This window comes from Streptomyces sp. TLI_146, assembly GCF_002846415.1.
In the GTDB taxonomy this organism is placed as follows: domain Bacteria; phylum Actinomycetota; class Actinomycetes; order Streptomycetales; family Streptomycetaceae; genus Streptomyces.
On record NZ_PJMX01000001.1, the window covers coordinates 5038464 to 5058514 of the forward strand.

17 protein-coding genes and 1 pseudogene are annotated in these 20051 nt (G+C 72.4%); 15 read left to right on the forward strand and 3 right to left on the reverse strand.

The features are described from left to right. Positions 1-128 precede the first annotated feature (128 nt). Complete coding sequence (locus tag BX283_RS22635; protein WP_101389358.1) at positions 129-1412, forward strand: hypothetical protein; 1284 nt, start codon at positions 129-131, stop codon at positions 1410-1412. Positions 1413-1465: 53 nt separating this feature from the next. Here BX283_RS22635 and BX283_RS22640 read toward each other — a convergent pair whose 3' ends face one another. Then, positions 1466-2452: an ATP-binding protein gene (locus tag BX283_RS22640; RefSeq protein ID WP_101389359.1), complete on the reverse strand. Its 987-nt coding sequence runs from the start codon at positions 2450-2452 to the stop codon at positions 1466-1468. A gap of 102 nt (positions 2453-2554) precedes the next feature. Between BX283_RS22640 and BX283_RS22645 the strand changes: the two genes are divergently transcribed. Then, positions 2555-3382, forward strand: coding sequence for an oxidoreductase (locus BX283_RS22645; protein ID WP_101389360.1), 828 nt, complete (start codon positions 2555-2557; stop codon positions 3380-3382). Between the two features lie 406 nt (positions 3383-3788). Here BX283_RS22645 and BX283_RS22650 read toward each other — a convergent pair whose 3' ends face one another. Beyond that, the gene (locus BX283_RS22650; protein WP_101389361.1) at positions 3789-4625 is read right to left on the reverse strand and encodes an HAD family phosphatase; all 837 of its coding nucleotides are present in this window, start codon (positions 4623-4625) and stop codon (positions 3789-3791) included. 458 nt (positions 4626-5083) lie between these two features. On the opposite strand from BX283_RS22650, the gene ssd reads away from it, so the two are divergent. The 7 genes and pseudogenes from ssd to BX283_RS22685 form a co-directional block, all read left to right on the forward strand. Then, positions 5084-6175 (forward strand): septum site-determining protein Ssd, encoded by a 1092-nt coding sequence (gene ssd, locus BX283_RS22655; protein ID WP_101389362.1) that lies wholly within the window; start codon positions 5084-5086, stop codon positions 6173-6175. Between the two features lie 56 nt (positions 6176-6231). Next, positions 6232-7437, forward strand: coding sequence for a TadA family conjugal transfer-associated ATPase (locus BX283_RS22660; RefSeq protein ID WP_101389363.1), 1206 nt, complete (start codon positions 6232-6234; stop codon positions 7435-7437). Next, positions 7434-8312 carry a type II secretion system F family protein gene (locus tag BX283_RS22665; RefSeq protein ID WP_257583566.1) on the forward strand — a complete coding sequence of 293 codons (879 nt, stop codon included), beginning with the start codon at positions 7434-7436 and terminating at the stop codon, positions 8310-8312. Before BX283_RS22660 ends, BX283_RS22665 begins: the two co-directional genes overlap by 4 nt. Before the next feature lie 68 nt (positions 8313-8380). Continuing rightward, on the forward strand, positions 8381-9196 hold the full coding sequence (locus BX283_RS22670) for a type II secretion system F family protein (RefSeq protein WP_101392520.1): 816 nt from the start codon (positions 8381-8383) through the stop codon (positions 9194-9196). A 196-nt stretch (positions 9197-9392) separates the two neighbouring features. Further along, complete coding sequence (locus BX283_RS22675) at positions 9393-9605, forward strand: DUF4244 domain-containing protein (protein ID WP_373979278.1); 213 nt, start codon at positions 9393-9395, stop codon at positions 9603-9605. After that, complete coding sequence (locus BX283_RS41670; RefSeq protein ID WP_257583568.1) at positions 9592-10107, forward strand: TadE family type IV pilus minor pilin; 516 nt, start codon at positions 9592-9594, stop codon at positions 10105-10107. The genes BX283_RS22675 and BX283_RS41670 overlap by 14 nt, the downstream gene beginning before the upstream one ends. A gap of 14 nt (positions 10108-10121) precedes the next feature. Further along, a pseudogene (locus BX283_RS22685) lies at positions 10122-10487 on the forward strand (Rv3654c family TadE-like protein); the annotation flags it as partial. A gap of 43 nt (positions 10488-10530) precedes the next feature. Here BX283_RS22685 and BX283_RS22690 read toward each other — a convergent pair. Continuing rightward, positions 10531-13122, reverse strand: coding sequence for a DEAD/DEAH box helicase (locus tag BX283_RS22690; protein WP_257583569.1), 2592 nt, complete (start codon positions 13120-13122; stop codon positions 10531-10533). A 79-nt stretch (positions 13123-13201) separates the two neighbouring features. On the opposite strand from BX283_RS22690, the gene BX283_RS22695 reads away from it, so the two are divergent. The 6 genes from BX283_RS22695 to BX283_RS22720 all read left to right on the forward strand — a co-directional run bounded on the left by BX283_RS22695 (position 13202) and on the right by BX283_RS22720 (position 19821). Continuing rightward, positions 13202-13555, forward strand: coding sequence for an STAS domain-containing protein (locus tag BX283_RS22695; protein WP_053728100.1), 354 nt, complete (start codon positions 13202-13204; stop codon positions 13553-13555). An 85-nt stretch (positions 13556-13640) separates the two neighbouring features. Continuing rightward, positions 13641-14084: an ATP-binding protein gene (locus BX283_RS22700; protein ID WP_101389366.1), complete on the forward strand. Its 444-nt coding sequence runs from the start codon at positions 13641-13643 to the stop codon at positions 14082-14084. Between the two features lie 249 nt (positions 14085-14333). Next, on the forward strand, positions 14334-16727 hold the full coding sequence (locus BX283_RS22705) for a sodium-translocating pyrophosphatase (protein WP_101389367.1): 2394 nt from the start codon (positions 14334-14336) through the stop codon (positions 16725-16727). 188 nt (positions 16728-16915) lie between these two features. Continuing rightward, on the forward strand, positions 16916-17650 hold the full coding sequence (locus tag BX283_RS22710; RefSeq protein WP_101389368.1) for a small secreted protein: 735 nt from the start codon (positions 16916-16918) through the stop codon (positions 17648-17650). Positions 17651-17761: 111 nt separating this feature from the next. Next, a complete protein-coding gene (locus BX283_RS22715) occupies positions 17762-19285 on the forward strand; it encodes a methyltransferase (RefSeq protein WP_101389369.1) in 1524 nt (507 codons plus the stop codon). Positions 19286-19605: 320 nt separating this feature from the next. Beyond that, positions 19606-19821, forward strand: coding sequence for a hypothetical protein (locus BX283_RS22720; RefSeq protein WP_180357230.1), 216 nt, complete (start codon positions 19606-19608; stop codon positions 19819-19821). The last annotated feature ends 230 nt before the right edge of the window (positions 19822-20051 follow it).

The following is a 20051-nucleotide window of genomic DNA, read 5'->3' on the forward strand; positions in this document are numbered from 1 at the left end:
TAAGCAGCTTTTCGTGCGGCCTGTCGCGCCTTCTTCCTTCATGCTCCGTGTCACTTTTGCGGCGATTTGATGATGTTCAGCGCGAGAGATCTTCGGATCTACCGATCTGCGAGGAAGAGGGTGGGCGGATGATGGCCGCCACGAAGAGGATCGCCACCGGGGCCGTCGTCGCCGCGCTCGTCGCGAGCGCCGCCGGATGTTCCGTGGGCAACGGGACCAAGGCGGCCGCGCCCGGCCCTGGAGCGGCCGGTGCCGCCGCCCCCAAGACGGCCGTACGCCTGATCGGCGACGGCTCCACCGCGTTCACCGGACTCCAGCCCCATCTGCTGAAGCCGCGCAAACTGGCGCCCGGTCAGCAGCCCCCGCAGTTCGTCGTGTTCTCCTGGGACGGCGCGGGAGAGGACAGCCAGCGGCTGTTCTCCCACTTCCGCGAGGTCGGCAAGAAGTACAACGCGACGATGACGTACTTCCTCAGCGGTGTGTACATGCTCCCGGAGGAGAAGCGCGAGCGGTACACCGCGCCCAAGCACTCGGCGGGCAGCAGTGACATCGGGTTCAACGACCTCAAGGGCATCAAGGACACGGTCACCCAGCTGCGGGCCGCCTGGCAGGAGGGCAACGAGGTCGGCACCCACTTCAACGGCCACTTCTGCGGGAACGACGGCGGCGTCGGCACCTGGTCGGTGGACGAGTGGAAGAGCGAGATCGCCCAGGCCAAGTCGTTCGTGAAGAACTGGAAGTCGAACTCCGGGCTCACGGCGGAGGCGCCGCTTCCGTTCGACTACGACAAGGAGCTCATCGGCGGCCGCACGCCCTGCCTGGAGGGCCGCAAGAACTTCGTGCAGGCGGCCGGCCAGCTCGGCTGGCGCTATGACACCAGCGGCGTCAACGACCAGGTGTGGCCGAAGAAGAACGACAACGGCGTCTGGGACCTGTCCATGCAGCTGGTGCCGGTCCCGGGCCGCGCCTTCCAGACGCTGTCGATGGACTACAACTTCTACATGAACCAGTCGGGCGCGGTGACGGGCGAGGCCGACCAGCACGAGTACTGGGGCAACCAGATGCGCGACGGCCTGCTCCAGGCCTTCGAGCGCTCGTACAACGGCAACCGCGCGCCGCTGATCATCGGCAACCACTTCGAGTCCTGGAACGGCGGCACGTACATGCGGGCCGTCGAGGACACGATCAAGACGGTCTGCGTCAAGCGCGACGTGCACTGCGTGTCGTTCCGTCAGCTCGCCGACTGGCTGGACGCGCAGGACCCGTCGACACTCGACAAATTCCGTCAGCTGAAGGTCGGCGAGGCCCCGAAGGGCGGCTGGACGGCCTTTCTGACCGCCCAGCCCGCGGTGCCGGTCCAGCCGGCCAAGCCGCTCCCGCAGCCCGGCCTCAAGCAGGCCGCCGCGCGCTGATCCCTTCGGCGAGCCGAGCTCACGGGATCAGCACGCGAGATCGGCTCGCGGGATCAGCTCGGCTGCGGAACGGCGAGTTCCTCCCGCAGGACGAAGGCGGGGTCGACCTGGGCCGCCAGGTCGGCGCCCGTCTTCGCGTTCCCCCAGCTCTCAGCGTTCTTCAGATGGAAGTGCACCATCTGGCGGGTGTAGCGCTCCCAGTCGCGCGACTCGTACGAGTCGTCCGCCGCGTTCTGAAGGGCCTGGAGGGCGAGCCGGTTGTCCGCCTCCAGGAGCTCGAAGCGCGGCGGGCGCCCCTTCTCCATCGCGCGCACCCAGTCGGAGTGGCCGACCGTGACGAGCAGGTCCTCGCCGACCTCGGACCGCAGGAAGTCCAGGTCGTCCTGGCCCTGCACCTTGTTGCCGACGACCTTCAGAGCGACCCCGAAGTCCCGTGCGTACTCCTTGTACTGGCGGTAGACCGACACGCCCTTGCGGGTCGGCTCGGCCACCAGGAACGTCATGTCGAAGCGCGTGAACATGCCGGAGGCGAACGAGTCCGACCCGGCCGTCATATCGACGACGACGTACTCGTCCGGCCCGTCCACCAGGTGGTTCAGGCACAGCTCCACCGCCCCGACCTTCGAGTGGTAGCAGGCCACGCCCAGGTCGGACTCGCTGAACGGGCCGGTCGCCATCAGCCGGATGTCCCCGTCGTCGAGCACCACCCGCCGCGCGCACGCCTCGTAGACCGGATTCGACTCGCGGATCCGCAGCAGCCGGGAGCCCTGGCCCGGGGGCGTCGTCTTGATCATCGTCTCGGCGGAGGCGATCCGGGGGTTGGTGCCGCGCAGATAGTCCTTGATCATCGGCAGCTGCGCGCCCAGCGCGGGCAGCGCGGCGGCCTCCGCCTCGTCGAGCCCGAGCGCGGCCCCCAGGTGCTGGTTGATGTCGGCGTCGACCGCGAGCACGGCGGCCTCGTTGGCGGTGAGGTGGCGGATGAAGAGCGAGGACAGCGTGGTCTTGCCGCTGCCGCCCTTGCCTACGAAAGCGATCTTCATGTTCACCAACGGTAATCGCGTGACAGCATGATGTAGGGGTGGCGAGTGAAGAAGACCACTCGAAGGTGGGGTGTGGGCCGGGGGCGCGTAGCCTCCCTACTTATGAGTACGAACGCCTCGTCGGCCCCCGATCCGCTTGTCGCCCTGGGCTCGCTGCCGGGTGTCCCGGACGCCGTGGACTCCGTACGCAAAGTCGTCGACCGGGTCTACGGACACCGGGTCATGCGGCGGCGCAGCAACGAGATCACCTCGGAGGCGGCGCTGCGCGGGGCGCGCGGCAGCGCGGCGCTCTCCGGCGCCGACTGGGCCCTTGAGGAGGTGCGGCGGCGCACCGACTTCGGCTCGGAGGCCGAGGCGCGCACGGTCGGCGCGGCCCTGCGGCTGACCGCCGAGGCCGGCCAGCTGCTCTCCATCTGGCGGCAGTCGCCGCTGCGGGTCCTCGCCCGGCTGCACCTGGTCGCGGCCGCCGACTCGGCCGACACGGTGGGTCGCCCCCGGCAGCACGGCGAGCCGGTGGACGAGCCGCTGATCGAGCTGGCGCTGCCGGACGCGGACGAGGTGGCGGGCCGACTGGAAGGGCTCTCCCAGCTGATCATCGCGGGCTCCTCGGCCCCGGCGCTCGTCACGGCCGCCGTGGTACACGGCGAACTGCTCGCGCTGCGTCCGTTCGGCTCGTACAACGGGCTGGTGGCGCGGGCCGCCGAGCGCATCGTGCTGATCGGCAGCGGCCTCGACCCGAAGTCGATCTGCCCGGCCGAGGTCGGCCATGCGGAGCAGGGGCGCGCGGCGTACGCCGCGGCGCTGGACGGCTATGCCTCGGGGACGCCGGAGGGCGTGGCGGCCTGGATCACCCACTGCGGGCGCTCGATCGAGCTCGGGGTACGGGAGTCGACGGCCGTCTGCGAGGCGCTTCAGCGCGGAGCCGCGTAGGCGGTACGGCGCTGGGTGCTGGACGGCGTGGGCCGGAAGGCGAAGGGCGCCGGAAAAGGGTTGCGGCGGTACCGGATCGGTACCGCCGCTGGCATGTTCACCGTGTTACCAAGCGTCCTCGAATGTTGCCCATCAGGTCGGGAACTTCTGCCCGTCACCTGGTGCGGCTGGCCCGTAATCGACGGGTCGACGTCGCGTGGGTGCTCGATGTCCATGCTCGGTCCGTGGGGCCGTGTTGCGTAGAAGGTGATCCTCTCGGATGTCCCAGGTCTCGCGGGCCGTTGCCTTATTTGTACTCCAGGCCGGGGTGAAGCGGAACCCCTGACTGCACTTCTTTACTTTTAGGTTCAAACAGGGCAGAACGGTCAGCGCTGATCGGATGCCCCTCGGACGTGGTGCCTCTCGGTCAGCTCGCGGTCGCGGCGCGCCGCCGACTCGCGTACCAGACGAGCCCGGCGGTGGCCGCCGCGGCGCCCACGGCCGCCGCCGCGACCAGTGCCGGGCGGGGCGGCATGGAGAGGGCGGGCAGCCGCTGCTTGAGCCGGACCGGCCGATTGAAGACGAGAACCGGCCAATCTCGGATGGCCGCTTCGCGCCGGAGTGCCCGATCCGGGTTGACCGCGAAGGGGTGGCCCACCGCCTCCAGCATCGGGACGTCGGTCGCCGAGTCGCTGTACGCGTAGCAGCGGGCCAGGTCGTAGCCCTCGGACGCGGCGAGCTCCTTGACGGCCTCCGCCTTGGTGGGGCCGTAGGCGTAGTACTCGACGTCTCCCGTGAAGCAGCCGTCGGGGCCCACGACCATCCGGGTGGCCACCACGCGGTCCGCCCCGAGCAGCTCGCCGATCGGCTCGACCACCTCGGCGCCGGAGGTCGAGACGATCACGACGTCCCGGCCGGCGGTGTGGTGCTCCTCGATGAGGGAGGCAGCCTCGTCGTAGATGATCGGGTCGATCAGGTCGTGGAGCGTCTCGGCGACGATCTCCTTCACCTGCTGGACGTTCCAGCCCTTGCAGAGCGCCGACAGATACTGGCGCATCCGCTCCATCTGATCATGGTCAGCGCCGCCCGCGAGGAACACGAACTGTGCGTAGGCCGTGCGCAGCACGGCCCGGCGGTTGATGAGCCCCCCTTGATAGAAGGACTTGCTGAACGTGAGAGTCGACGACTTGGCAATGACTGTCTTGTCCAAGTCGAAGAAGGCGGCGGTCCGCGGCAAGGAGTGGTTTTCCACGAGGGCGAGCATAGGCGCCCACCATTCGGCGTACGCTGGGGCGTGTGGGTTTGCCTGAGAAGGCTCTCGGGTACACCATGGAAGTCACGGATCGTTCGCGACCGTGCTAACCCGGTCCGGCTCCTCCCCCCCCGAGTCGGCCGGAGAGACGACCCCCGCTCTCCCCCCCGGCGGGGGTCGTCGCATGTCCGGATGCATTTTCGGGCCTCGCACACGATCCTTCACCCCTCCCTCGGGCCTCGTCGGCTCCTCCCTCTGCCTGTCCAGACTCGTCACGCAGAGTAATGGTTCCGGTGCGCTCTGGAAGTCACCGGTATAGGTGAACGGAATATTCACAACCGGCGAGTTGTCCACAGCTTTTGACCAAGATCCACTTAATTTCCGGAACCGCTCCACCGTGATTCCAGTTCGCGAGATCCGCGGACGCCAGGAATCGCAGTGAGAGGGGGGCGGAGATCGTGGACGGACCCATGGCTTCCGACCGGTCGGTGGGCGCTCAGGGGCGGCGTGCGGGGCCGCTGATCGTGACCGAGGACGAGGCGTTGCTCGACGATCTGCTGCGGCTGTGCGCCGCCGCCGGAGCCGAGCCCGAGGTGCACCACTCGGTGCCCGAGCGCCGCTCCGGCTGGGAGAGCGCACCGCTGGTCCTGGTCGGTGACGACGCGGCCGCCCGGGTGCGCGGCGCCGCGCGAAGGCGCGGAGTGCTCCTCGTCGGGCGGGACCAGGACGACCCCGGGGTGTGGCAGCGCGCGGTGGAGATCGGCGCCGACCATGTGCTGCGGCTGCCCGACGCGGAGCAGTGGCTGGTCGACCGGATCGCGGACGCGGCGGAGGGCGTGGGCCGCCAGGCGCTCACCGTCGGAGTCGTCGGCGGGCGGGGCGGAGCCGGTGCGTCGACGCTGGCCTGCGCCCTGGCGGTGACGGCGGCGAGGGCCGGCCGGCGCACCATGCTCATCGACGGCGACCCCTTGGGAGGCGGCCTCGACGTGCTGCTCGGGGGCGAACAGGCCGAGGGCAGACGGTGGCCGGATTTCGCCGCTTCCCGTGGCCGGGTCGCCGGGGGTGCGCTGGAGGAGTCGCTGCCGCATCTGCACGCGCTGCGCGTGCTCAGCTGGGACCGGGGTGACTCGGTGGCGATCCCAGCGGAGGCGATGCGGGCGGTCCTCGCGGCCGCGCGCAGACGCGGCGGCGTCGTGGTCGTCGACCTGCCCCGGCGGGTGGACGACGCGGTGGCGGAGGCGCTGGCCCAGCTCGACCTGGGCCTGCTGGTCGTCCCCGCCGAACTGCGGGCGGTCGCGGCGGCCAACCGGGTCGCCTCCTCGGTCGGCATGGTGCTGCGGGACCTGCGGGCGGTGGTGCGCGGTCCGTACGCGGCGGGGCTCGACGAGCAGTGGGTGGCAGCCGCCCTGGGGCTCCCCCTGGCCGGTGAACTCCCGGTGGAGTACGGCCTGCTGGAGGCCCAGGAGAAGGGGTCCCCACCGGGCAGCGAAGTGCGCGGCCCCCTCTCCCGCTTCTGCACGGCCTTCTGGGAGCAGGCGCTGACGGGGGGTGCGGTCGCATGAGCACGGGACGCGCGCGTACGGGTCGCCCGAGTGCGGGTCGGGTGGATACGGGGCGCATGAGCGCGGGGGCGGGGTTGCCTCCCGGCGGTGCGCCGCCGGGTGTGGCCGGGGTGTCGCCGAGGCCGCTGCTCGACGCGGTGCGTCAACAGCTCGCGGAGAGCGGGGCCGAACCCACCCCGGCCCGGGTCGCGGCGGCGCTGCGGGCTCAGGGGCGGCTCCTGGGCGACGCGGAAGTCCTGGGCGGCGCCGAGGAGTTGCGCTCCGAGCTGGTCGGCACGGGCCCGCTGGAGCCGCTGCTCGCCGATCCCGCGGTGACGGACGTCCTGGTGTCGGCCCCGGACCGGGTCTGGGTGGACCGGGGCGCCGGGCTCGAACTCACCGGGGTCCGCTTCAGCGACACGGCCGCCGTGCGCCGACTGGCCCAGCGGCTGGCGGCGGTCGCCGGGCGGCGCCTCGACGACGCCCGGCCGTGGGTGGACGCCCGGTTGCCGGACGGGACCCGGATGCACGCGGTGCTGGCACCGGTCGCGGTCGGGGCGGACTGCCTGTCGCTGCGGGTGGTGCGGCCGAGGGCGTTCTCGCTGGACGAACTGGTGGCGGCCGGGACGGTGCCGCCGGGCGGGGACGGGGTGCTGCGGGCGCTCATCGGCGCCCGGGTCTCGTTCCTGGTGAGCGGTGGCACGGGCTCCGGCAAGACGACCCTGCTGTCGACGCTCCTCGGCCTCGTGGGAGAGCGCGAGCGGATCGTCCTGGCCGAGGACTCGGCCGAGTTGAGGCCCGACCACCCCCATGTGGTGCGGCTGGAGTCACGGCCCGCCAACCAGGAGGGCGCGGGCCTGGTGACCCTGCGGGACCTGGTGCGCCAGGCCCTGCGCATGCGCCCGGACCGGCTGGTCGTGGGCGAGGTGCGCGGCGCCGAGGTCACCGACCTGCTGGCCGCGCTCAACACCGGCCACGAGGGCGGTTGCGGCACGGTGCACGCCAATACGGCCGCGGACGTCCCGGCCCGGCTGGAGGCCCTGGGCACGGCGGCTGGGCTCGACCGGGCGGCCCTGCACAGCCAGTTGGTGGCGGCGCTCTCGGTGGTGCTCCATCTCGTGCGGGACAGGGCCGGGCGGCGCCGGGTCGCCGAGGTCCGGGTCCTGGAGCGGGACGCGGCGGGCCTTGTGGTGGCCGTCCCGGCGCTGCGCTGGGGCATGGGCGGCTTCGTCCAGGAGCGCGGCTGGGAACGGCTGCGGGTGCTGCTCGGGAGCGCGTGGTGACCGCCTGGACGGCCCCGGGGGCACCCGGGCTGCTCACCCCGGCCTCGGCGGCGGCCGTGTGCGCGTTCGCGGCGGCCTGGCTCTCGGTGGGGCGGGAGCAGGGGCTGCGCAGGGCACGGCTGATCGTCGCGGGCGCGGAGGTGGAGCCCGAGGAGCCGCCGTGGGGACGGCTCCGGGAGCGGCTGCGCGCCAAGGCGCGGCCGGAGTGGCTGTGCCTGCCGGCGGCGGTGGTCGTGGCGGTCCTGGCGGGCTCGGTACTGCCGCTGGCCGCCGGGGCGGTGGCGGTGCCGCTGGTGGGGCGGCGGCTGCGGGCCGGTGAGCGGGAGCGGGCGAAGTGGCGCCGGGGCGACGAGGTGGTCGCCTGGTGCGGGGCGGTCGCCGGGGAGCTGCGGGCGGGCCGCCAGCCCGGCCAGGCGCTGACGCTGGCCACCCGGGACACGGAGGCGCTGGGCGGGGCCGAGCCGCGGGTGCTGGCGGCGGCACGGTTCGGCGGCGATGTGCCCGGGGCCCTGCGGGAGGCGGCCCGGGAGCCGGGCGCGGAGGGGCTCGCGGGAGTGGCCGCGTGCTGGCAGGTGGCGGTCGACGGCGGCGCGGGCCTCGCGGCCGGCCTGGAGCGCCTGGAGGCGGCGCTGCGGGCCGAGCGGGACCAACGGGAGGAGTTGAGAGCCCAGTTGACGGGGCCGCGCACGACGGCCGCGCTGCTGGCCCTGCTGCCGGCCCTCGGCCTCCTGCTCGGCACGGCGATGGGCGCGAAACCCCTGCGCGTGCTGCTGCACACCCCCGCCGGGCTCGGCTGCCTGGCTCTGGCCGGCGTGCTGGAGGCGGCGGGGCTGTACTGGACGGCGCGGATCACCCGGGCGGGGGAGCGGCGGTGAACGGTCGGCTCGGACTCGGGGTCGTGAGCGGCGAAGCGCTCCGAGATGTTTTCCACAGGCTGGGGGTGATGGCGGCGATCGCGGCCCTTGTCCTGTGGACAGGGCTGGAGTTGGCGCGCCGAAGGCGCGAGCGGGCGGTGCGGCGGCGGGTGGTGGACCTGCTGGTGAGGGCGGAAACGGTGCCCGCGCGGCGTGACGGGGAGAGGGCTTGGCTGCCGGGCGCTTGGCCGCGGGGCGCCTGGTCGCCGGTCGCCCGGCTGATGGGCGGTGGCGCGGCGCGCGGGACGCTCGTACGGGCCTGGGCCGGGCCACTGGGGGTGCTGGCCGCCGCATACGTACTGGTCGGCGGGGTGCCAGGAGCCGTGGTGGGGCTGGTGGCGGCGTACGGGGCGCGGCGCTGGGCCCGCCGCCGGAAGCCACAGCGGGCGCGCCCCGGGGCCGAGTTGTTGGACCCGGAACTGCCGCTCGCGGCCGATCTGCTGGCCGCCTGTCTGGTGGCCGGAGCGGGACCGCGCGAGGCGGCCGGAGCCGTGGGGGAGTCGCTGGGCGGGCCGGTCGGGCGGCGGCTGGCCCAGATCGCCGCCGAACTGCGGCTGGGCGGTGAACCGGCTGAGGCGTGGGGGAGGTTGGGCGCGATACCGGGCGCGGCCGGGCTGGCCCGGTGCCTGGAGCGGGCCGCCTCCTCGGGGGCACCGGCGGCGGGCCCCGTCGGACGGGTGGCCGAGCGCTGCCGGGCCGAGCGAGCACGGACGACGGCCGCCCGGGCCCGACGGGCGGGCGTCCTGATCACCGGGCCGCTGGGGCTCTGCTTCCTGCCCGCGTTCCTGGCTGCGGGGGTGGCGCCGGTGGTGATCGGGCTGGCGGGCGGGTTACTCAAGCACTGATGGGCGGGCGGGCGACATGGGCTTTCCACAGCTCGCTCAAGCACGCGACGGCTCACGTACTCAGGCACGCGCCAGCTCACTGGCTCAGCACACAACAGCTCAACGGAGTGGCTCAACGGCCACTTGCTCAACAGGTCAACAGGTCAACAACTCAGCAGACCAACAGGTCAACAGCAGGACTCACATGGGGGTTGGGATGAAGACATGGATGCGGTGCGTCGCACGTCGGGTGCGGGTGCGGGTGCGGGTGCGGGTGCGCGGGGACGCCGGGATGACGACCAGCGAGTACGCGGTCGGAACGATCGCCGCGTGCGGTTTCGCGGCGGTGCTCTACAAGGTGGTGACCAGCGGGGCCGTCTCGTCGGCGCTTCAGTCGGTGGTGGAGAGGGCGCTCGATGCGCAGTTCTGAGGGCGGTGCTTCCGGGCCGGGCGACGATCGGCCCGGCCGGGGCCGCCGGTCCGGGAGAGGCCAGCGGCTGGGCGGCGGCCGCAGGCGTCGGCTCAGGGGACTCAGGGGGCTCAGCGGGCTCAGGGCTGACCGGGACGCCGACGCCGACCAGGGCTTCGTAACGGCCGAGGCGGCCGTGGCGATCCCCGCGCTGGCCGCGTTCGCCCTGGCCCTGATGTGGGGGCTGATGGCGGCCGCCGCACAGATCGAGTGCCTGGACGCGGCCCGGGCGGGGGCCCGGGCGGCCGCGCGCTCCGAGGCCGAGCAGGCCGTGCTGGCCGCCGCTCGTTCAGCGGCCCCGGCCGGGGCGCGGGTCGAGCTACGGCGGGACGGCGACCTGTGGCGCGTACGCGTGGAGGCCCCGACTCCCGGACCCCGCGCGCTGGCTCTGACGCTGAGCGGGGACGCGGCCGCGCTGGCGGAGGACACGGTGGGGGAGCCCATGGTGGGGGAGGAGCGATGAGGCCGGGGCCGAGGATGCGCGGTGCTCTCGCGGAAGGCCTTCGCGTCCGGGACTGGGGACTTCGTGGAGGACGAGCGAGGGGGCTGCCGTCACGCGGTGACCCGACGGAGGGGCGCGCGGCTCACGCCCGGGACCGGGGCTCGGCATCCATCTGGGTGGCTGTGGCCGCCTCCGCCCTCTGCGTGGTCTTCGCGGCCGTCCTCGCCCTCGGGCAGGCCGTGGCGGCCCGGCACCGGGCAGGTGGCGCGGCGGACATGGCCGCGCTCGCGGCGGCCGACCGGGCCTTGTGGGGGACGGCCGAGGCCTGCGCCAGGGCGGCCAGGGTCGCCGGAGCGCAGGGCGGCGAGGTGGTGCGGTGCGCGGTGACCGGGGAGATCGCCGACGTGACCGTACGGGCGAGGTTCGGCCCGTACGGCCCGGAGGTCAGGTCCCGGGCGGGCCCGGCGGCGCCTCCTCCGTACCGCTTCCTGCCGCAGCGCCCGGTTCGGGAGCGGCCCCACGGGCCTGCGTCGGGGGCTCCCCGGCCGTCGGCTCCGCCAGGGCTTCCGGGGTCGTCGCCTCCGGCGCCCCGCGCAGGAGTTCCGTGAGGAGGCGGACCGCGCCCCGTTTGTGGAGCGGGTCGTTGCCGTTGCCGCACTTGGGGGACTGGACGCAGGACGGGCAGCCCGCCTCGCACTCGCAGGAGGCGATGGCCTCCCGGGTCGCCGTCAGCCACTCCCGCGCGGTGTGGAAGGCGCGCTCCGCGAACCCGGCGCCGCCCGGATGGCCGTCGTACACGAAGACCGTCGGCAGCAGGGTGTCCGGGTGCAGCGGGATCGAGACGCCGCCGATGTCCCAGCGGTCGCACGTGGCGAAGAGCGGCAGCATGCCGATGGAGGCGTGCTCGGCGGCGTGCAGGGCGCCGCCGAGGATCTCCGGGTTGATCCGGGCGGCGTCGAGCTGGTCCTCGGTGACCGTCCACCACACGGCCCGGGTGCGCAGGGTGCGGGGCGGCAGGTCCAGCTTGGTCTCGCCGAGCACCTCGCCGGTGATGAGTTTGCGGCGCAGGAAGGAGACGACCTGGTTGGTGACCTCGACGGAGCCGTAGCAGAGGCGGCCGGCTCCCCAGGCGATCTCGGTGTCGGTTTCGAGTACGGAGATGGAGGTGGTGTCACGGGCGACGGTGGAATAGGGCGGGCTGGCCTCCTCGACGAGGGCGACGGAGCCGTCGGGGTCGTCCAGGTCCAGACGCTTCACCAGGTACGTACGGCCCTGGTGGAGGTGGACGGCGCCGTCATGGACGGCGGTGTGGGCGGCGGACGCGTCGACCGTGCCGAGCAGCCGTCCCGTCGACGCCTCGACGATCTGGACCGGGCGGCCTCCCTCGCCCCGGATGTCGGTGAGGTCGGCGGCCCGCTCGCGGCGGGTCCAGTGCCAGCCCGACGCCCGGCGCCGCAGCAGCTTCGCGGCCTCAAGCTGCGGCATCAGTCCGGGGCTCGCCGGACCGAAGAGCTCCAGGTCGGTCTCGGTGAGCGGCAGCTCGGCGGCGGCGGCGCACAGGTGCGGGGCGAGGACGTACGGGTTGTCCGGGTCGAGCACGGTCGACTCGACGGGCCGCTGGAACAGCGCCTCGGGGTGGTGGACGAGGTAGGTGTCCAGCGGGTCGTCCCGGGCGACCAGGACCGCCAGGGCGCCCTCGCCCGACCGCCCGGCCCGTCCCGCCTGCTGCCACAGCGAGGCCCGGGTGCCGGGGTAGCCGCAGATCACCACGGCGTCCAGCCCCGACACATCGATGCCGAGCTCCAGGGCGGAGGTGGCGGCGAGGCCGAGCAGCTCGCCGGAGTGCAGGGCCTGCTCCAGGGCCCGGCGCTCCTCGGGGAGGTAGCCGCCCCGGTAGGCGGCGACGCGGCGGGCGAGGGTGCGGTCCACCTCGTACAGCCGTTCCTGGGCGATGACGGCGACCAGCTCGGCGCCGCGCCGGGAGCGGACGAAGGCGACCGTGCGGACGCCCTGGACGGCCAGGTCGGTGAGGAGGTCGGCGGTCTCGGCGGTGGCCGTGCGGCGGACGGGGGCGCCCTTCTCGCCGTGGAGGTCGGTGAGCGGCGGCTCCCACAGGGCGAAGACCAGTTCGCCGCGCGGGGAGGCGTCGTCGGCGACCTCGACGACGGGCAGGCCGGTCAGCCGGTGGGCGGCCACGGACGGCTGCGCCGCGGTGGCGGAGGCGAGGAGGAAGACGGGGTTCGCGCCGTAGCGGGCGCACAGACGGCGCAGGCGCCGCAGGACCTGGGCGACGTGGGAGCCGAAGACGCCCCGGTAGGTGTGGCACTCGTCGATGACGACATAGCGCAGCGCGCGCAGGAAGGAGGACCACCTGGGGTGGGCGGGGAGTATGCCCCGGTGCAGCATGTCCGGATTGGTGAGGACGTAGTTGGCGTACTGGCGCACCCATTCGCGTTCCTCGACCGGTGTGTCGCCGTCGTAGACGGCGGGCCGGATCGCGTTGCCCAGGGGCTGGGCGAGGGCCTTCACCGAGCGGCGCTGGTCGGCCGCCAGGGCCTTGGTGGGGGCCAGGTAGAGGGCGGTGGCGCCGCGTCCGTTCGGGGCCTCGGAGCCGTCCAGGAGCGTGCTGAGGACCGGGGCTAGGTAGGCCAGGGACTTGCCGGAGGCCGTTCCGGTGGCGATCACGACGGACTCGCCGTCCAGGGCGTGCTCGGCGGCGGCCGCCTGATGGGCCCAGGGGTGCTCCACGCCCGCCTGCTGAATGGCGTTGATCACTTCCGGGCGGATGCGGTGCGGCCAGACCGCATGACGGCCCGCACGCGGGGGCAAGTGCTCCGTATGAGTGATGCGCGCAGCCCGGTCCGCTCCCGAGGCGAGCCGGTGCAGGACCGTGCCGGGGTCGGGTCGTTCACCCGTGCCCTTGGCGGGTGTTCTGGGGCGGAGATTCCTGGCCATCGGCACCGAGTGTGTCACTGGCGTGACGGACAATGGTCCCAAGGCGTCGTGCATGGCTGCTGGTAAGTGATTGAATGCCATCGCGGCTGGCGATCCGTTCTCTGGCTCCGCCGGGGAGACTCAGGGGGCGGCCGCTCGATAGCAAGGTGCTGGAGGATCCGTGGACCTGTCCCTGTCGACTCGCAATGTGTCCGGCCCTGGTGGCGACCGTACGGTCGTCGAGGTCGGTGGCGAGATTGATGTGTATACCGCGCCCAAGCTGCGCGAGCAGTTGGTCGAGTTGGTGAACGACGGCAGCTACCACCTGGTTGTCGACATGGAGGGCGTGGACTTCCTCGACTCCACCGGCCTCGGCGTGCTCGTGGGCGGACTCAAGCGTGTCCGTGCCCACGAGGGCTCCCTGCGGCTGGTCTGCAACCAGGAGCGCATTCTGAAGATCTTCCGGATCACCGGGCTCACCAAGGTGTTCCCGATCCACGGCTCGGTCGACGAAGCCGTCAACGCCACTGACTGACGGCTCCGGAGGAAGGACAGGGGCACCGGGCTCCTCATCGCCCGGGGCCCCTGAGAAGCACGCCCGTACGTCCGAGGGGGACCGCATGGCCACCGTTGAACTCCGCTTCAGCGCCCAGCCCGAACACGTCCGGACGGCCCGCCTGGTGGCGGCCGCCGTGGCGCGCCGAGCCGGGGTGGACGAGGCGGTCCTCGACGAGGTCAGGCTCGCCGTCGGCGAGGCGTGCAGCCGCGCTGTGGGGCTGCACCGCGCGTACGGGGTGACGGCGCCGGTGCGCGTCGCGCTGACCGAGGAGGAGAAGGCGTTCTCCATCGAGGTCGGCGACGAGGTGCCCGGTCCGGGTTCCGGGGGTGCCGCGCCGGGTGTGCGCGGCGCCACGGCCGCCGAGGAGCCGGACGACGGCGGGGAGGACGGGATGGGCCTCGCGGTCATCAGCGGCCTCGTCGACGACGTGGAGGTCACTTCGGACGAGTCCGGTGGTGTCATCCGGATGACCTGGCCGATCACCGGGGCGACAGCCGAGCCCTGACCGATCCGTCGACCCCCGCTGTACAGGCCCTGCTGAGCAGGGCCTTTTTCATTTTTGGCGATTATTCTCTAGATCATTGATCAGGCGTCAATGCTTTTGCCCCATTACCGCTTTCGGGCGCCTTTTCGTGGCGCGATCATTTGCTGAGTAGCAACTGAAGGTCAATTCCGCTAACCGCGCCCTGTTTTGATCGTGTTCCGCTCCCTACAATCCGTCCACATCTTGGGCTCTGAACGTCAAGGAGGACGAATGGCGGGGCTCTTCAACCCACAAGAACTCGATCACCCCACTTCACTCGCGGCCGCGGTTCTGACCGACGACAACCGGCTGATCGTGATCGTCATCGCGGCCGTGGCCCTCGCGGCCCTGGTCGTGGCTCAACTGCTGGTCCGCCAGGTGCTGGCGGCCGGCGAGGGCACCGACTCGATGAAGAAGATCGCGGCAGCCGTACAGGAAGGCGCGAATGCCTATCTGGCCCGGCAGCTGCGCACCCTCGGCATCTTCGCCGTCGTGGTGTTCTTCCTGCTCTTCCTGCTGCCGGCCGACAACTGGTCGCAGCGTGCGGGCCGGTCGGCCTTCTTCCTGATCGGCGCGCTCTTCTCGGCGACGACCGGATACGTCGGCATGCGACTGGCCGTACGCGCGAATGTGCGCGTGGCGGCCGCTGCCCGCGAGGCGACCCCTGCGGAAGGCGAACCCGAAAAAGATCTCACGACTGTCTCGCACACAGCCATGAAGATCGCTTTCCGTACGGGCGGCGTGGTCGGCATGTTCACGGTGGGCCTCGGCCTGCTGGGTGCCTCCTGCGTCGTCCTGGTCTACGCCGCGGACGCCCCCAAGGTGCTGGAGGGCTTCGGCCTGGGCGCCGCGCTGATCGCCATGTTCATGCGTGTCGGCGGCGGCATCTTCACCAAGGCAGCGGACGTCGGCGCCGACCTCGTCGGCAAGGTGGAACAAGGCATTCCGGAGGATGACCCGAGGAACGCCGCCACCATCGCCGACAACGTCGGAGACAACGTCGGCGACTGCGCGGGCATGGCGGCGGACCTCTTCGAGTCCTACGCCGTGACCCTGGTCGCCGCACTGATCCTCGGCAAGGCGGCCTTCGGCGACTCGGGCCTCGCCTTCCCGCTGATCGTCCCGGCGATCGGCGTGGTCACCGCGATGATCGGCATCTTCGCGGTCGCCCCGCGGCGCGCCGACCGCAGCGGGATGTCCGCCATCAACCGCGGCTTCTTCATCTCCGCGGTGATCTCGCTGACCATGGTGGCGGCGGCGGTCTACATCTACCTGCCGTCCACGTACGCCGAGTTGGACGGGGTCACCGACGCCGCCATCAAGGCGCACGACGGCGACCCGCGGATCCTGGCGCTGGTCGCGGTGGCCATCGGCATCGTGCTCGCGGCCGTCATCCAGCAGCTGACCGGGTACTTCACCGAGACCACCCGGCGCCCCGTCCGCGACATCGGCAAGTCGTCGCTCACGGGCCCCGCGACGGTCGTCCTGGCCGGTATCTCCATCGGCCTGGAGTCCGCCGTCTACACGGCCCTCCTGATCGGTCTGAGCGTCTACGGGGCCTTCCTGCTCGGCGGTACGTCGATCATGCTCGCCCTGTTCGCGGTGGCGCTGGCCGGTACCGGTCTGCTCACCACGGTCGGCGTGATCGTCGCCATGGACACCTTCGGCCCGGTCTCCGACAACGCGCAGGGCATCGCCGAGATGTCCGGCGACGTCGAGGGCGCCGGTGCCCAGGTGCTCACCGACCTGGACGCCGTCGGCAACACCACCAAGGCCATCACCAAGGGCATCGCCATCGCCACCGCGGTCCTCGCGGCGGCGGCGCTGTACGGCTCGTACCGCGACGCCATCGCCACCGCGGTGAACGACGTGGGCGCCAAGTCCAGCGAGATGACCCTCAGCATGGACATCTCACAGCCCAACAACCTGGTCGGCCTGATGCTGGGCGCGGCCGTCGTGTTCCTCTTCTCGGGCCTCGCGATCAACGCGGTGTCCCGGTCGGCGGGCGCGGTGGTCTTCGAGGTGCGGCGGCAGTTCCGCGAGCACCCCGGGATCATGGACTACAGCGAGCAGCCGGAGTACGGCCGAGTCGTCGACATCTGTACGAAGGATGCCCTCCGGGAGCTGGCGACCCCCGGCTTGCTCGCGGTGCTGGCGCCCATCGCGGTCGGCTTCACGTTCGGCGTCGGCGCGCTCGGCTCGTATCTGGCGGGCGCCATCGGCACCGGCACGCTGATGGCCGTCTTCCTCGCCAACTCCGGTGGCGCGTGGGACAACGCCAAGAAGATGGTCGAGGACGGCAACTTCGGCGGCAAGGGCAGTGAGGCCCATGCCGCCACCGTCATCGGCGACACGGTGGGCGACCCGTTCAAGGACACCGCGGGCCCGGCCATCAACCCGCTCCTGAAGGTGATGAACCTGGTGGCGCTGCTCATCGCGCCCGCCGTGGTCAAGTTCAGCTACGGGGCGGACGCCAGCCCCGCGGTGCGCGCGGTCGTCGCGGTGCTCGCCACGAGCGTCATCGTCGGCGCGGTGTACGTCTCCAAGCGCCGCGGAGTGGCGGTGGGCGACGAGGGAAACCATGAGATGACCGCCAAGTCGCCTGACCCGGCGGTCGTTTCCTAGCAAGGTCACGGCAAGGGCGGGCGGACGGTGCGGATTGACGCACCGTCCGCCCGTCGCTTTGTGTCGTGAGCCTTGTCTCCCTTGGTGCAAATGGCTCCAAAAGCGAGCACATCCGGCGTAGGGCACGCGGTTGTCGCCCACTTGGCGTGTATGTTCCGGGGCCGAGAGCCTTGGAAGGGACCGATCCGGTGAACAAGAAGCTTGCGGCCGCACTGTCCGGCGGCGCGGTACTGGTGCTCGCACTGTCGGGTTGCAGCAGCGACGACTCGGACAAGAAGGTGAAGGACTGGGCCAAGACCTTCTGCGACCAGGCCCAGCCGCAGATCAAGAAGATCACTGACGCCAACGCCGCCATCGAGAAGCAGACGGCCGACGAGAGCAAGCCGGTTGACGTCCAGAAGACCGACTCGGCTGCCTTCCAGCAGATCTCCGACGCGTACAAGTCGCTTGCCGACAGCCTCAACAAGGCCGGTGTCCCGCCCGTCAAGGACGGCGACAAGACCCAGCAGGAGGCCGCCAAGGAGCTGACGGCGTCCTCCGCCTCGTACGCCGACCTGAAGAAGAAGGTCGACGCGCTCGACACCGGTGACCAGGCGAAGTTCGCCGACGGCCTCAAGGGCGTCGCCGACCAGCTGAACACCATCAGCAAGAGCAGCGACGACGCCCTCAAGAAGCTGGAGTCCGGCGACCTCGGCAAGGCGATGCAGAAGCAGCCCGGCTGCCAGAAGCAGACCGCCTCCGCACCCTCCTCGGCCTCGCCCGCGGCCGGTGGCGACGCCTCCAAGCAGGCCTCCCCCTCGGGCTCCGCCTCGCAGGGGGCGAAGCCCTCGGAGTCCGCGAAGCCTTCCGGGTCCGGCAAGCCCTCGGAGTCGGCGAAGCCGTCCGACTCGGCCAAGCCGTCGTCCTCGGCGAGCGGCGAGTAGCCCCTACTGCGTAGGGGCGACGCCGTCGCGCGGACGCCCTCTCGTACGGCCCGGACCCATGTGGGTGCCGGGCCGTGGGTGTTTGTCGGTGCCAGCCGCCACAATGGCCGGGTGAGTACGACCAGTGTTTCCGCCAGCCCGCCCGCCGGCCTGCCCGTGCCCGACCGCGCCGCCGCGATCCGCGACGCCCTGCTCGCGGCCGAGTTCACCGCCGACGGCCTGCTCGACCTGCTCGGCGCGCCCGCCTACGCCGCGCTGGCCCGCAGCGAGACCGTGCCCGCCCTGCGGGCCACCCGCGGCGGCTCGCCGCTCGACACGCTCGTACGGCTGTTCCTGCTCCAGCAGCCCGTCGCGTACGAGCGCGCCAGAGCGGCCCTGCCGGGCGACGAGGCGCTGGAGGACGGCTGGCTCACCCGGAAGGGCGACGAAGTGCGCGCCGCCGTTGACGTGCGTCCGTACGGCGGCCCGGAGGGCGAGGACTGGTTCATCGTCTCCGACCTCGGCTGCGCGGTCGGCGGTGCCGGCGGCGCGAGCGGCCGCGACGAGGGCATGGTCCTCGGGGTCGGCGGCGCGTCCACCACGCTCGCCGGGCTCACCGTCCGCACCCCGGTGGCCACCGCCCTGGACCTCGGCACCGGCTCCGGCATCCAGGCGCTGCACGCGGCGCAGCACGCGACCCGGGTCACCGCCACCGACCTGAACCCGCGCGCGCTCGCCTTCACCCGCCTCACCCTCGCCCTGTCCGGCGCGCCCGCGGCGGAGCTGCGCGAGGGCTCGCTCTACGAGCCGGTGGGCTCCGAGACGTACGACCTGATCGTGTCCAACCCGCCGTTCGTCATCTCGCCGGGCGCCCGGCTGACGTACCGGGACGGCGGCATGGGCGGGGACGATCTGTGCCGCACGCTCGTTCAGCAGGCGGGAGCCCGGCTGAACGAGGGGGGATACGCGCAGTTCCTCGCCAACTGGCAGCACGTGGAGGGCGAGGAGTGGCAGGAGCGGCTGCGCTCATGGGTGCCGCGCGGCTGCGACGCCTGGATCGTGCAGCGCGAGGTCCAGGACGTCACCCAGTACGCGGAGCTGTGGCTGCGGGACGCCGGGGACCACCGCACCGACCCCGAGGCCTACGCGGAGCGGTACGGGGCGTGGCTCGACGAGTTCGAGGCGCGCAGGACCAAGGCGGTCGGCTTCGGCTGGATCACGCTGTTCAAGTCGGGGTCCGAGCAGCCGTCGGTCACCGTCGAGGAGTGGCCGCACCCGGTCGAGCAGCCGCTCGGCGAGACCGTCCGGGCCCACTTCGCCCGGCAGGAGTACCTGCGGACGCACGACGACGCGGCCCTGCTCGCCGACCGGTTCCGCCTCGCCGACGAGGTGGTGCAGGAGCAGGTCGGGCTGCCGGGCGCGGAGGACCCGGAGCACGTGGTGCTGCGGCAGAACCGGGGCATGCGGCGGGCCACCACCGTGGACACGGTCGGCGCGGGCTTCGCGGGCGTCTGCGACGGCCAGTTGGACGCGGGCCGGATCCTCGACGCCATCGCGCAGCTGATCGGCGAGGACCCGGTCCAGCTGCGCGACCGCACCCCGGAGGCGATCCGGATGCTGGTCGGCCAGGGCTTCCTGGAGCCGGTCGGCGAGTGACCGCCGCGTCCCGCGGCCGCCGCCGGGACGGCTGCGCGCGAAGGGGCCGCGTACGACAGGTGAGGTAGGGGCGCTCCCGCATCCGGCGGGGGTGGCCCGGCGGCGGACGCCGGGTGCGGGGAGGGAAAACAAGGGTGTGAATTCGGCCAACCACGCCGGACCCCACGCCGCACCCCACCGCGCACCCCGCCCGCCCACCTCGGCCGACACCCGGCGCCCCGCCCCAACACGCCCGTCCGCCCGCCGCTGGGCCGGATGGAGGTGGGGCCGTTCACCTGGAGTTCGCCCGGACTCCTCCCGCGAGTGCCAGGATCCGCGCCATGAACGGGATGGGTGGGGCGGAGGCCGGTCCGGCCGTGTTCGCGGGGACGGTTTTCGTACTGTTCGGGGGCGCGCTGCTGCTGTGGACAGGGGTCCGTGTGCGGCACCGGGCGCCGGTGGCGGACGGGGCGGGGCTGGTGGCCTCGGCGGCGCTGGCCGTCTTCTTCGGCGCGGTCTTCCTGCTCGCCGGGGTGTGGTGCTTCACACGCCTGTGAGTTCCGGCGATCTTGTGGCGCCGCGCCGGGCCGGTCGGGCTCGTGCCCAGGTCCGCGCTGGGACGAAACGCTTTTCAGAACGTTCTGGGACGGTCCAGGCGGCAGACTCGCCGTAAGTCGGGTTACCGTTCGAGTGGCCGCTGCGGGCTTTTGCTGTTTGACACGGGGGCGGGTTGTACCGTCACACTCCGCAGCGACCGTACAGCTCGTAACGTGCCACCCGAGTGCCA

Bases quoted from the DNA above. Each gene is read 5' to 3' on its own strand.
- BX283_RS22650 (WP_101389361.1), bottom strand. From the start codon at position 4,625: ATGCTCGCCCTCGTGGAAAACCACTCCTTGCCGCGGACCGCCGCCTTC.
- ssd (WP_101389362.1), top strand. From the start codon at position 5,084: ATGGCTTCCGACCGGTCGGTGGGCGCTCAGGGGCGGCGTGCGGGGCCG.
- BX283_RS22635 (WP_101389358.1), top strand. From the start codon at position 129: ATGATGGCCGCCACGAAGAGGATCGCCACCGGGGCCGTCGTCGCCGCG.
- BX283_RS22700 (WP_101389366.1), top strand. From the start codon at position 13,641: ATGGCCACCGTTGAACTCCGCTTCAGCGCCCAGCCCGAACACGTCCGG.
- BX283_RS22640 (WP_101389359.1), bottom strand. From the start codon at position 2,452: ATGAAGATCGCTTTCGTAGGCAAGGGCGGCAGCGGCAAGACCACGCTG.
- BX283_RS22690 (WP_257583569.1), bottom strand. From the start codon at position 13,122: ATGGCATTCAATCACTTACCAGCAGCCATGCACGACGCCTTGGGACCA.
- BX283_RS22670 (WP_101392520.1), top strand. From the start codon at position 8,381: ATGGCGGCGATCGCGGCCCTTGTCCTGTGGACAGGGCTGGAGTTGGCG.
- BX283_RS22660 (WP_101389363.1), top strand. From the start codon at position 6,232: ATGAGCGCGGGGGCGGGGTTGCCTCCCGGCGGTGCGCCGCCGGGTGTG.
- BX283_RS22720 (WP_180357230.1), top strand. From the start codon at position 19,606: ATGAACGGGATGGGTGGGGCGGAGGCCGGTCCGGCCGTGTTCGCGGGG.
- BX283_RS22705 (WP_101389367.1), top strand. From the start codon at position 14,334: ATGGCGGGGCTCTTCAACCCACAAGAACTCGATCACCCCACTTCACTC.
- BX283_RS41670 (WP_257583568.1), top strand. From the start codon at position 9,592: ATGCGCAGTTCTGAGGGCGGTGCTTCCGGGCCGGGCGACGATCGGCCC.
- BX283_RS22675 (WP_373979278.1), top strand. From the start codon at position 9,393: ATGAAGACATGGATGCGGTGCGTCGCACGTCGGGTGCGGGTGCGGGTG.
- BX283_RS22645 (WP_101389360.1), top strand. From the start codon at position 2,555: ATGAGTACGAACGCCTCGTCGGCCCCCGATCCGCTTGTCGCCCTGGGC.